Below are 12,235 nucleotides of genomic sequence, written 5' to 3' on the forward strand. Positions count from 1 at the left end.
GGCTTCAGAGGTCGTGCCCGAGGTCGTCCGACAGACGCTTCACCAGGTCGTACGCCGCGTCCGGGATGACCGTGCCCGGCGGGAAGACGGCCGCCGCGCCCATCTCCAGCAGCGTGGGCACGTCCTGCGGCGGAATGACGCCGCCGACGACGATCATGATGTCCTCGCGCCCTTCCTCGGCCAGCTGCTCGCGCAGGGCCGGCACGAGGGTGAGGTGGCCGGCGGCCAGCGAGGACACCCCGACGATGTGCACGTCGGCCTCGACGGCCTGGCGCGCCACCTCGCCCGGGGTCTGGAACAGCGGGCCGACGTCCACGTCGAAGCCGAGGTCGGCGAAGGCCGTGGCGATCACCTTCTGGCCGCGGTCGTGCCCGTCCTGCCCCATCTTGGCGACCAGGATGCGCGGGCGCCGGCCCTCGGCCTCCTCGAAGGCGGACACCAGGTCGCGGGTGCGGTCCACGGACGGGGACTCCCCTGCTTCGTTGCGGTACACGCCGGAGATCGTACGGATCTGGCTCGCGTGGCGCCCGTACACCTTCTCCAGGGCGTCCGAGATCTCGCCGACGGTGGCCTTCGCGCGGGCGGCGTTCACGGCCAGCTCCAACAGGTTGCCCCCGCCCCCCGCGGCCCGGGTCAGCGCGTCGAGCGCGTCCCGGCACGCGGTCTCGTCCCGCTCCTCGCGCAGCCGGCGCAGCTTGTCGATCTGCTGGGCGCGGACGGAGGAGTTGTCGACCTTGAGGACGTCGATCTGCTCGTCGGTCTCGACGCGGTACTTGTTGACGCCGATGACCGGCTGACGTCCGGAGTCGATGCGCGCCTGGGTGCGGGCGGCGGCCTCCTCGATGCGCAGCTTGGGGATGCCCGCGTCGATGGCCTTGGCCATGCCGCCCGCCTGCTCGACCTCCTGGATGTGCTGCCAGGCGCGGCGGGCGAGGTCGTGGGTCAGCTTCTCCACGTAGGCGCTGCCGCCCCACGGGTCGATCGACCGGGTCGTGCCGGACTCCTGCTGGATCAGCAACTGGGTGTTGCGGGCGATGCGCGCCGAGAAGTCGGTGGGCAGCGCCAGCGCCTCGTCGAGGGCGTTGGTGTGCAGCGACTGGGTGTGACCCTGGGTCGCCGCCATCGCCTCGACACAGGTACGCGTGACGTTGTTGAAGACGTCCTGCGCGGTCAGCGACCAGCCGGAGGTCTGCGAATGGGTGCGCAGGGACAGCGACTTGCTGTTCTGCGGGTCGAACTGCCGCACCAGCTTCGCCCACAGCAGCCGCGCCGCACGCAGCTTGGCGACCTCCATGAAGAAGTTCATGCCGATCGCCCAGAAGAAGGACAGTCGCGGCGCGAACGCGTCCACGTCCAGGCCGGCTTCACGGCCGGCGCGGATGTACTCCACCCCGTCCGCGAGGGTGTACGCCAGCTCCAGGTCGGCCGTCGCGCCCGCTTCCTGGATGTGGTAGCCGGAGATGGAGATGGAGTTGTAGCGGGGCATCCGCTGCGAGGTGTAGGCGAAGATGTCGGAGATGATCCGCATCGACGGCTTCGGCGGGTAGATGTAGGTGTTGCGGACCATGAACTCCTTGAGGATGTCGTTCTGGATGGTCCCGGCCAGCTTCTCCGCCGGCACGCCCTGTTCCTCGGCCGCCACGATGTACAGCGCGAGCACGGGCAGCACGGCGCCGTTCATCGTCATCGACACCGTCATCCTGTCCAGCGGAATCCCGTCGAACAGCTGCCGCATGTCGTAGATGGAGTCGATCGCCACGCCCGCCATGCCGACGTCGCCGGTCACCCGGGGGTGGTCGCTGTCGTAGCCCCGGTGCGTCGGCAGGTCGAAGGCGACCGACAGACCCTTCTGCCCGGCCGCGAGGTTGCGGCGGTAGAAGGCGTTGGACTCCTCGGCGGTGGAGAAACCCGCGTACTGGCGGATCGTCCACGGCTGGTTGACGTACATCGTCGGGTAGGGGCCGCGCAGGTACGGGGCGACACCCGGGTAGGTGCCCAGGAAGTCCAGGCCCTCCAGGTCCTGCCCGGTGTACAGCGGCTTGACGTTGATGCCCTCCGGGGTCTCCCAGAGCAGGTCGTCCCCGCCGGCCGCCTTCTTCACGGCCGTACGCCACTCGTCGGCGCCGCCGTCGGCGGCCGGGGTCCCCAGCTCGATCCCGGTGAAGTCGGGGATTCCCATCAGGACACAACTCCCATGCGGTCAAGGGTGGCGGACAGCACGGCGACGGCGTCACAGCCCGCGAACACGTACGCGTCGACACCGGAGTACTGCCCGGGGCGCCCGGCGAGGAACACGTGCGAGGCGCCGGCGGCCCGCAGCCGTGCGGCCTCCGCCTCGGCCTGCTCCTCGTACAGCGTGTCACTGGAGCACAGACAGACCTCCGTGGCCCCGCTGTCCTCGAAGGCGCCCTCGCTGACGGGCTCGACGCCGCCCGCCTGGAAGAGGTTCGCGGCGAAGGTCAGCCGCGCGGTGTGCGCGGCGGCCGGGCCCATCGCCGCCAGGTAGATCCGCGGCCGGGCGCCGGTCGCCGCGAGGTGGGCGTCGGAGCGCGCCCGCAGCGCCTCGAAGGCCTCGTCGCGGCGCACCCTCGGCAGCCCGCCGGAGCGCGGCTCGGGCGCGGCCTCGCGCACCACCGGCTTCTCGGCGAGGAACGGGAACTCGCTGACGCCGGTGATGGGCTCGCGCCGTTTGGCGAGCCGGGCGCTGCGGGCCTGCCAGGTGTCGGCCAGGTCCTGGCCGAGGCGTCCCGAGCGCAGGGCGGCCGCCTGGCCGCCCGCCCGCTCGATCTCCTGGAAGAACTCCCAGCCCGCGTGGGCGAGTTCGTCCGTCAGCCGCTCCACGTACCAGGACCCGCCGGCCGGGTCGATCACCCGGGACAGGTGCGACTCCTCGATGAGAATCGTGGAGGTGTTGCGGGCGATGCGGCGCGCGAACGCGTCCGGCAGACCGAGCGCGTCGTCGAAGGGCAGGACGGTGACGGAATCGGCCCCGCCGGTCCCCGCGGCCAGCGTGGCGATGGTCGTGCGCAGCATGTTCACCCACGGGTCGCGGCGCGACATCATCACCGGCGAGGTCACGACGTGCTGGATCTGCGCGCCGGCGCTCGGCGCCCCGCACACCTCGGCGACCCGGGCCCACAGCCTGCGCGCGGCCCTCAGCTTGGCGATCGTCAGGAACTGGTCGGCGGTCGCCGCGTACCGGAACTCCAGTTGGCGACAGGCCTGGTCGACACTCAGCCCGGCCGAGGTCAGGTCCCGCAGATACGCGACACCGGTCGCCAGCGAGGCGCCGAGCTCCTGCGCGGCCGAGCCGCCGGCCTCGTGGTACGCCAGCGCGTCCACCGTCATGGCCCGCAGTCCCGGATACCGCTCGGCGCACAGCCGGGCCAGAGCGGCCGCCGGAGCGAAGTCACCGGCCCGACCGGTGCGGGCCTCGTGACCGAGGGGATCCGCGCCCAGATTGCCGCGCGCCACGTCCTCGGCGACGCCCCGCTCCTCGTACAGCCGCAGCAACTCCCGTGCTGCCGCTTCCACTTCCGCGCCCGCATCGAGGGCGACGGGCGCCAGGTCGAGATAGACGCCGTCGAGGACCTGCCCGAGAGAGGTCGTCGGGATGCCTCCCTCGCCGACGACCAGCCAGAGGGAGGTGACACCGTTCTCCAGGTCCGCGAGCACGGCCGCGCCGTCGGCAGCCGCGTGCCGCTGCCGTACGTCCCACCCTCCTTCGGTGTTCCCCTCGGGCCTACTGCCCCGTACAAAGGGGGCGAACCCGGGGTAACCCGGCTCGGGCGCGGAATCGCGCGCGGTGTAGAGGGGACGGGTGCGCAACCCGTCCTCCAGGGCGGTGGACAGGGCTTCCTCGGCTTCGGCGCCCTCGACGTCCTTGCCCGACTTGCGCAGCACGCCCGCGATGAGGCGCTGCCACTGCTCGTGGGTGGCGTCAGGGAACTCGCCGGCCAGCTCAAGCCCGTCGTCAGGCAGGACCGTCATGCTCGGATGCTAGGCCAGAGACGGAAGAGAAGAGCAGGGGGCACGGCTGTGACCTTGCCCTCCCGGGGATTGTGACCCGGCCCTCCCCCTGCCGCCCTTGAACCCCGGACGGATCGCGTACTAGGGAAGACGGGCGTGTCGGCCGGGGCGAGCGGACATACCGACCTGCACAGCACAGCACAGCACGGCGCACCACGGCACGCCACGGCACGGGCGCCGCATGGCGCGGTGGCCGGGGGCGGGGCAGGCATCGGGCCGGGACGCGCACGCGCCGCACCGCGCCGAGCCCGGAACCTGACGCACTGGTCACCCGCGCCGACCGACTTGTGCAGAACGTCGAAGTGCGACCCACGGGTTTGTACACATACGGCTCATGACGGGCCCCCCGGAGAATCCCCTACGCTGACCTCATGCGTCAGCCACTCCCGAACCAACGGGCGGCTGACGGGAGTTGGGAATCGCCCGCACCGTGAAAACGGCGTGTCAGGCTTCCTGCACGGCGGCTGCCCGGCCCCCACTTCCCACGATCCAGCGCCACCACGCAGCACATCGGTCGAGCCTGCCCGCCCGGAATCCTCGCCGGACGCCGGCGGGCAGGCCCCGATCCTCGGAAGGCCCGGCAATGACACTGCACATGGACGGCACAGCAGTCCTGATCCTGCTGGTCGCGACGGCGGCGGCGGTGGTCGTGTACCGCCTCAGGGACCAGGCCGCGACGGGCGGCGGCCCGCACGCACGCGATCTCGTGGGCGCGATCTGCGTCTGGGGGACGGTGGTCGCCGCGTTGGTGGCCCTGTTCGCGTTCTCACCCCCGGCGCCCACGGACGGCGACTCACGGGCGCCGACGAAGACCACGTCCTCCGCCCCGTGAGTTCCGCGGGCCCGCTCGGCGGGGAGACGCCGGCTGCCCCTCGTGCGCGGCGGAGTCGCCAGGGGCGGCCGCTCGTCGGCGTGTGCCGCCGTCACCCGCGTCCCGTGTGCGCGGGGCCGGCGACCTGGCGGGCGTCATGCGTCGGAGGACGCGGACTCCTTCTCAGCCTGCGCCCGGGCGGCCGATTCCGCCGCGTCGGCAACGGTGTAGAACACGGAGGAGCCCTGCTTGGAGCGCTGTGCCTGGGCCTTCGCGACGAGGCCTTCAAGCGTGGTGCGCACGACGGTGGTCTTGACGGTGCGGTCCGGGTGGGTCTGACCGAGGGCGGTGGCGACCTCAGCCGCCGAACGAGGTTCCTTCTGGTCGGCGAGGTGTTGGCGGACCAGGTCGACCAGGGTCGGCTGCGCGGCCGGCGCGGTTTCCTTCTTGGCGGTGCGCTTACGGGCGGCCGGCTTCTCGGCGGGGCGGGCGGGCTGCGGGGCGGCCTTCTTCGGCTTGGCCCGCTTGCGCGCGCCGGACGCGGCGGTGGCCTTCTTGCGCGGGGCGGGCACCGGGACGCTCTGCGCGGGCTCGACCGTCCTGACCGGTGTCGGCGCCGAGTCGATGGCCTGCTGGATGCTGACCAGTACGGCGTGGTCCCGCTCAAGCGCCGCCAACTGCTCCTGAAGGGCGGCGATTTCGGCGCTGACGCGTTCCTGTTCCTTGGTGTTGCGTTCCAGGTCGGCGGTCACCTGAGCGGTGTACTGCGAGGTGAGTTCATTGGCGGAAGCGTTCTCGGACATGAAACACACGACCTTTCCTCGATACGAGGCGGCAGACGACGGGACTGCCCCACGCACCGCCCCGGCGGGACGCCGGCCCTGCGGGCCTGGACCCGTCGTTCAGCGGCGACAGTTCCCTGAGTACGGCACTGTTGGAGAGATAGTACGGACAACTGGACTAAATGGTTCCTCGAGTGCGCCGGGGGAGCGGTCCGCCGTCGGCTCTCGCACCCTTCAGGAGGGCTTGCCCAGGGACCACCCCGACACGTCCGCGAGCCGGCCCCGCCACAGGGGCATGTGGACAGGCCTGCCCGTTCCGGCGGCGCCGGTGGCATCGCGCAGATGAATCCACTGGGGAAGCCGTTGCGCGCCGGGATGCCCGTGCTTGTCGGCGACCGCTTGGTCCACCTGTTCGGGAAAACGCTTCAGCAACTGGGCGCCGGGCCCGTCGAAGCTGCGCAGACTGCGCGCCCATTCCGCGGTCCACGCCTCGTGGGAGATCAGGTCCCCGTGGAGGAAGCCGCCTCCGATGACGAGTGTGATCGGCAGGGAGGCATGGGCATCCTGCCCGATCAGCCGTACCAGCATCTGGAGTTGGACGTCCTGCACCGGCTCGGTCACGACCGGGGCGGCCGGCTGGTGGAGAGGATCGTGTTCGGTGGTCATGGCCGGCGGTCCTTCACATGTCGGGGGCAGGACGAACGTCTCCTGCCCGCACTGTCCGCGGCCATGTCCAACCGCCCTCGGGCCCCGGACCTCGGAGAAACCCGTGCGGGAAGACGCGGACACCGGACACGGCTCTTCGAAACCGGTTCCCTTTCCCTGAGGCGGAGCGATGTGCCCTCGAAGTTGACGGCCTGGCGGGCTTTCCGCGGGGCACATGACCGGGCGCAGGTCGACAGTCGTGACTTCCGTGCTTCCGGTACTTCCTCTCGCGCTGGTCCCTTTTCGGTGCCGGATCATCCTGAAGGCCCTGTGGTGGACCGTCGTCGGGCCACCGGCGTCACCCGTGTCACCCGCGTCTGCGCCCTCGCCGCGGCGGACGGCCGCCCCCGCCTCGGTCCTCGGCCGGTCACAGCCGCAGGACGATCAGGGCGGTGTCGTCCGTGGTGCCGGTGGAGGGCAGCAGCTCGGCCAGGAGTGCGTCGGCCACGGGCTCGGGGGCGGAGTGCCGGTGGCGGGTGAGGGAGTCGGCGAGCCGGGCCAGACCCATGTCGATGTCCTCCCCTCGGCGCTCGATCAGACCGTCGGTGTACAGGACGAGCGTGCTGCCTTCGACGAACGGGACCTGCGCTTGAGGGCGGGGCAGGTGTTCGGGGCGGGCGGCGAGCGGCGGGTCGGTGGCCTGGTCGAGGAAGGTGACGGCGCCGTCGGGGTGTACGAGGGCGGGCGGCGGATGACCGGCGCAGCTGTAGGCGATGGTGTGACTGCGCCAGTCGATGAAGGTCGTGACGACGGTCGTCGCCTCGGCGCCCTCGACGAAGCGCGCGTACAGCCCGAGGGCCTCCAGCGCCTGGGCCGGGCCGTCGGCGACGCGGCAGGCGGCGCTCAGGGCGCTGCGCAGCTGACCCATCGCGCAGGCGGCGGCGAGGCCATGGCCCACGACGTCGCCGACGGCGACCGCGAGGTTGTCGCCGGGCAGATCGACGAGGTCGTACCAGTCGCCGCACACGTTGAGCGCGCCGACGGCGGGCCGGTAACGCACGGCCGCCTCGTGCGGCCCGGTCGGGCCGGGCGCGGGCAGCATCGCCGCCTGCAGGGCCAGGGCGACCTCGCGCTCACGCGCGTGCGCCTGGCGGAGCCGCTCGTTGACCGCCTGCAGTTCCCGGGCCCGGGTGTACAGCTCGCCCTCCAGCGTGCGGGCGCGGGTGCCGCCGCTCGAGCCGCCGCGGGCCTGAATGAGCTCGGTCACTTCCTCCACCCGGTGCACGACCAGCGTCACCTGGCCGTCGGGGCCGTGGACGGGCGCGTTCACCGGGCTCCAGTAGTGCTCCTGCCACACGCCGGGCTGCTTGGGGTCCTCGATGTCGTAGCGGAGCAGCGCCATCGTGTCGCGCTCGCCCGTGTCGACCACCCGCAGCATCGACTCCCGGGTCTCGCGCATGCCGGCCGCGGCGGGGTCGTTCGGGTTCTCGGGGAAGACGTCGAAGATGTAGCGGCCCACCAGCTGCTCGCGGGTACGCCCGGCCAGCCGCAGGAAGTCGTCGTTGGCGTCGGCGTACACCAGCTCGGGCGTGAGCAGCGCCACCATGCCGGGCAGGGCCCGGAATACCGCCGCATAGTCGATCCGCGGTTCCGTCATGTCCTGCCCGCCTGCCTCGGTACCGAGCGTCACTGTGCGTTTCCACAATAGAAGGGACAACGCGGAAGAACCTGGTTAATGCGCCCCTCCCTCCCCCTGGACCTCTCCAACGCTCCCGCGCGACGGCGTGCGGACCGCCCTGGTCGGGCGACCCGCGTCCCGCCGGACGACCGGACGGCCGGCGGACCATTGGACCAGCGGGCCGGTGGGCCGAAAGACCGGCGACCGGCCGACCCGGCGCGGACCGGAGGCCCGACCGGAGACGGAAAGGCCGTGCGAGGGGGCCGTGCGAGGGGCCGCCTCCCGGTCGGTGGACGCACTCCCTGGGGAATCCCCGGGAAACCGTTCCGGTGAATTCAGGCGCCGCTGCGGGGCAGGCGTACGACCTGGACGAAGAAGTCGTCGATCTGACGGACCGCGGCGATGAACTGGTCGAGGTCGACGGGCTTGGTGACGTAGGCGTTGGCGTGCAGCCGGTAGCTGCGCAGGATGTCCTCCTCGGCTGCCGAGGTGGTGAGGACGACCACGGGGATGTGGGACAGTTCCGGGTCCGACTTGATCTTCTCCAGGACCTGACGCCCGTCGTACTTGGGCAGATTGAGGTCGAGCAGAATGAGGTCGGGCCGAGGCGCGTCGGTGTGCTCCGCGCGCCGGTAGAGGAAGTCCAGCGCCTCTTCGCCGTCCCGCACCACGTGCAGGGTGTTGCCGATCTTGTTGTCCTCGAAGGCCTCACGGGTCATCAGCTCGTCGCCGGGGTCGTCCTCGACCAGCAGGACGTTTATGGGAGTGGCGGAAGGGGTGGTCATGTCAGCGCCTTCTTAGCGGTGGGGGAGCCGGGGTCGTGCGTCGCGGCGGCGGCGGACGGGAGGGTGAAGCAGAAGCGGGTGCCCTCGGTGTGACCGGTGTCGAGCCAGATCCTGCCGCCGTGGTACTCGACGATCTTCTTGCACAGGGCCAGGCCGATGCCGGTGCCCCCGTAGGCGTCACGGCTGTGCAGCCGCTGGAAGATGACGAAGACCTTCTCGGCGAACTGCGGGGGAATCCCGATGCCGTTGTCCGTGACGCACAGCCGCCAGCTGTCCGGGAGCTCGGGGTCCGGCTCGCAGGTCACGCTCACCTGCGGGGGGCGGTCCGGATGGCGGAACTTGAGGGCGTTGCCGACCAGGTTCTGCCACAGCATGGTCAGCAGCGTGGGGTCGCCGACGACTTCGGGCAGGTGGTCCGGCAGGTCGACGCGAGCGCCGGACTCCTCGACGGACGCCGTCAGATTGGCGAGCGCCTTGGCGAGGGACCGGTCGAGGCCGACGGGCAGCTGCGCGTCGTTGACGCGACCGACCCGGGAGAAGGTGAGCAGGTCGTTGATGAGGACCTGCATGCGTTTGGCGCCGTCGACGGCGAAGTCGAGGTACTGCAGGCCCCGTTCGTCGAGGGTGTCGCCGTAGCGCTTCTCCAGCAGCTGGCAGAAGGAGGCGACCTTGCGCAGCGGTTCCTGCAGGTCGTGGGAGGCGACGTAGGCGAACTGCTCCAACTCCGCGTTGGAACGACGCAGTTCGACGGCCTGGGCGTCCAGGTCGGCGGCCTGCGCGGTGAGGGCGTCCCGCTGGCGGCGGGAGGCTTCCAACTCGGAGACGATCTGCTGGCGCATGCCCTCGACGTCCGTCGCCACCGCGGCCAGGTCCGCCGGTCCGCCGCCGGTGATGACATGGTCGAAGTCACCGTCGGCCACCTGTCGCGAGGCCCTGCGCAGCGCCGCCAGCGGGCGGGTCACGAGCAGCCGCACCAGTACCGCGAGCGTGAGCCCCGTGAGCAGGAAGACGACCACCATGCCGCTCAGGACGGCGTTGCGCACCCTCCGCTCGTGCGACAGCTTGGCCCGGCCGTCGCGGACGGCCTGTGCCAGATCCGCGTCCTGCTCGGTCCACAGGGCGCGGAGGCGGTCGAACGACGCCTTGCCGCGGTCCGCGGTGCTCTGGTCGAGGGTCCGCGGCCGGCCCGGCGTGACGGAGGCCGCGAGCGGCTCGGCGAAGTCGCTCCGCCAGTCGGCGGCGCTCTGCTCGACCGCCTCGAGGTCGGCGAGAAGGGCGGGGCGGTCCGAGATCAGGGCGCGAAGACGGGCGGCCGCGCGGGCCTCGTCCTGCTTCCCCCTGGTGTAGGGCTCCAGGAACTGCCGGTCGGCGGTGCCCGCGTAGCCCCGCACCCCGGTCTCCTGGTTGACCAGGGCCGCCTGCAGCCGGTACGCCTCGGTCTGGGCCGGCTGGACGCGCCGCAGCAACTGGTCGCTGACCTGCGCCGTCCGGTCCAGCAGGTTCGCACCCACCACGGTGCCGACCGCCACGACCAGCATCATCAGCGCCAGGGCCAGGTAGAACCAGCTCTGCACCGTGAGCCGGCGTCCCGCCCAGGCACTGCCCGCCATGTCCGTCACCCTTCGTTCCGACACCGCTCGCCCCGTTCGTTCATTTCCAGCACAGGTGGACCAGCGCCACGTCGTCGGCCAGTCCGCCCTGTGACTCGGCCAGGGCCCCCACCCGCTCGATCAGTCCGTCGACGAACGGTTCCGGCGCCAGACCCGCTCCCTCCCGGGCGAGTGACAGCAGTCCGGACTCGCCCAGCCGCTCGTGGCCACGGCCGACGTGCCCCTCGAACAGGCCGTCGGTGAACAGCACCACCCCCGCGCCCGCCGGCACCTCCACGTCCGCCATCGGCCACCGCGCCCCACCGGGTATCACTCCCAGCGCCGGACCGCCGGGCGGCTCCGCCCACTCGACACCGCCGCCGGTGCGCAGCAGCACACCGTGGTGGCCGGCCCGCACCATCCGGGCGCGCTCCTCTCCCGGCACGGCGGTGAGGCTGATGAGCGTCGCGAAGACGTCGCTCCGGGCGCGCTCCGCCAGCAGGATCTCCTCCAGGCGCTCCACCTGCTCGGGGCCGGTGACGCCGCAGAACACCAGCGTGCGCCAGGCGATCCGCAGCGCGACGCCCAGGGCGGCCTCGTCCGGCCCGTGCCCGGACACGTCCCCGACCAGTGCGTGCACCGTGCCGTCGGGGCTCTGCACGATGTCGTAGAAGTCACCGCCGAGCAGCGCCTGTGCCCGCCCGGGAAGATAGCGGGCCACGACGTCGACGTCGCCGTCGCGCAGCAACGGCCGTGGCAGCAGGCCTCGTTCGAGACGGGCGTTCTCCTGCGCCTGCATCTGACTGGCCTGCAGCGCCACGGCGGCCTGTTCGGCCTGCTTGCGCTGAATCGCGTAGCGCACCGCCCGCCCGAACAGCTCGGGCTCGACCCGCCCCTTGACCAGATAGTCCTGCGCACCGCCGGCGACCGCCGCGAGTCCGGTCAGTTCCTCGGCGAGTCCGGTGAGCACCACGATCGCCACCTGGTCGGCGTGCGCCTTGACCCTGGAGACCGCCTCCAGGCCCTGCGCGTCCGGCAGATGCAGATCGAGCAGCACGCAGTCGGGTGTCCCGGTCGCGAGCACGTCGACGGCCTCGGCCATCGAACGCACCCACCGCAGACGCATCTTCAGTGCGCTGTCGGCGACCAGCTCCTCCACCAGCAGGGCGTCGCCGGGGTCGTCCTCGATCAACAGAACGGACGGCTCCCGCCAGTCCCACTCCGCGACGCCGTCCCCCCACGCCCGTGACGGCAGCTCGGCGTCCCCGGCGTGCGACGACTTCATGGCCCCGACCTTCCCACCCGCATGCGCCGCGTTTTCCCGTGATGTTGTCGAACGACAACATTCGAGAGGATACCCGTACCGGTGAGTCGGCCCCGGCGCGCGCACGAAGATGTTCTGCTGCGCGGTCGGTCACCCGCGTCCCTTCGGTCAACGAGCCCTACTTTCACGGCAGTTCGCCGCGAACGCAAGCCGAGGGTCCGGCCGCGGACACGCGCGGGGCACAGGACGGTCGACCGCCACCGGGCGCCCACGCCCGCCCCGGCCGCCGCCGCTCCGGCGCGCAGCGAGGATCCGGACCGGAGACACACGCTTCGCCCTGAAGCGGCCATGGGCCGCGAGTCGCGGGGGAGGAGGGGCGGGGGACGGCCGGATCGGCGGCCGGGTGGACGACCGGGGCGGCGGGGGAGGCATACGGGCATACGGGAGTGCGGGAGTGACGGCCCGACGACGCCCGTGACGGGCGTCCGCGGTCCGTCGGTCGGGTTCGCGGTCCGTCGGTCGGTCGGCCCGGGCCGGGCGCCCGTAGAGCCGGGCGAGCGTCGCCGTCCCCGTCGCGCCGTCGAAAGGCTCGGCCGATGGTGTGCCGCCGTCGGACCGAGCGGTCCGGCCCCCCGGCTGTCGGCCCGGCTGT

The 12,235-nt window shown here is 71.9% G+C and carries 9 protein-coding genes; 1 reads left to right on the forward strand and 8 read right to left on the reverse strand.

What is annotated here, in order from left to right; translation table 11 throughout:
• Window positions 1-4: 4 nt before the first annotated feature.
• The gene (scpA, locus tag ACZ7DE_RS11205) at window positions 5-2,179 is read right to left on the reverse strand and encodes a methylmalonyl-CoA mutase (protein WP_470759696.1); all 2,175 of its coding nucleotides are present in this window, start codon (window positions 2,177-2,179) and stop codon (window positions 5-7) included.
• Complete coding sequence (locus ACZ7DE_RS11210; protein WP_470759698.1) at window positions 2,179-3,990, reverse strand: methylmalonyl-CoA mutase family protein; 1,812 nt, start codon at window positions 3,988-3,990, stop codon at window positions 2,179-2,181. The genes scpA and ACZ7DE_RS11210 overlap by 1 nt, the downstream gene beginning before the upstream one ends.
• Before the next feature lie 634 nt (window positions 3,991-4,624).
• On the opposite strand from ACZ7DE_RS11210, the gene ACZ7DE_RS11215 reads away from it, so the two are divergent.
• Window positions 4,625-4,861 carry a hypothetical protein gene (locus ACZ7DE_RS11215; protein WP_470759700.1) on the forward strand — a complete coding sequence of 79 codons (237 nt, stop codon included), beginning with the start codon at window positions 4,625-4,627 and terminating at the stop codon, window positions 4,859-4,861.
• Between the two features lie 134 nt (window positions 4,862-4,995).
• Here the strand turns inward: ACZ7DE_RS11215 and ACZ7DE_RS11220 are convergent, their stop codons facing one another.
• The 6 genes from ACZ7DE_RS11220 to ACZ7DE_RS11245 all read right to left on the reverse strand — a co-directional run bounded on the left by ACZ7DE_RS11220 (window position 4,996) and on the right by ACZ7DE_RS11245 (window position 11,604).
• Window positions 4,996-5,643, reverse strand: coding sequence for a hypothetical protein (locus ACZ7DE_RS11220; RefSeq protein WP_470759702.1), 648 nt, complete (start codon window positions 5,641-5,643; stop codon window positions 4,996-4,998).
• Window positions 5,644-5,856: 213 nt separating this feature from the next.
• Window positions 5,857-6,288, reverse strand: coding sequence for a hypothetical protein (locus ACZ7DE_RS11225; protein WP_470759703.1), 432 nt, complete (start codon window positions 6,286-6,288; stop codon window positions 5,857-5,859).
• Window positions 6,289-6,694: 406 nt separating this feature from the next.
• A complete protein-coding gene (locus ACZ7DE_RS11230) occupies window positions 6,695-7,924 on the reverse strand; it encodes a PP2C family protein-serine/threonine phosphatase (protein WP_470759705.1) in 1,230 nt (409 codons plus the stop codon).
• A 356-nt stretch (window positions 7,925-8,280) separates the two neighbouring features.
• Entirely contained in the window at window positions 8,281-8,730 is a 450-nt protein-coding gene (locus tag ACZ7DE_RS11235) for a response regulator (protein ID WP_470759707.1), read from the reverse strand.
• Complete coding sequence (locus ACZ7DE_RS11240) at window positions 8,727-10,340, reverse strand: sensor histidine kinase (RefSeq protein ID WP_470759709.1); 1,614 nt, start codon at window positions 10,338-10,340, stop codon at window positions 8,727-8,729. Before ACZ7DE_RS11240 ends, ACZ7DE_RS11235 begins: the two co-directional genes overlap by 4 nt.
• Before the next feature lie 40 nt (window positions 10,341-10,380).
• Window positions 10,381-11,604 carry a PP2C family protein-serine/threonine phosphatase gene (locus tag ACZ7DE_RS11245; RefSeq protein WP_470759711.1) on the reverse strand — a complete coding sequence of 408 codons (1,224 nt, stop codon included), beginning with the start codon at window positions 11,602-11,604 and terminating at the stop codon, window positions 10,381-10,383.
• Window positions 11,605-12,235: the final 631 nt, after the last annotated feature.

Source organism: Streptomyces sp. NPDC037083 (assembly GCF_055606485.1).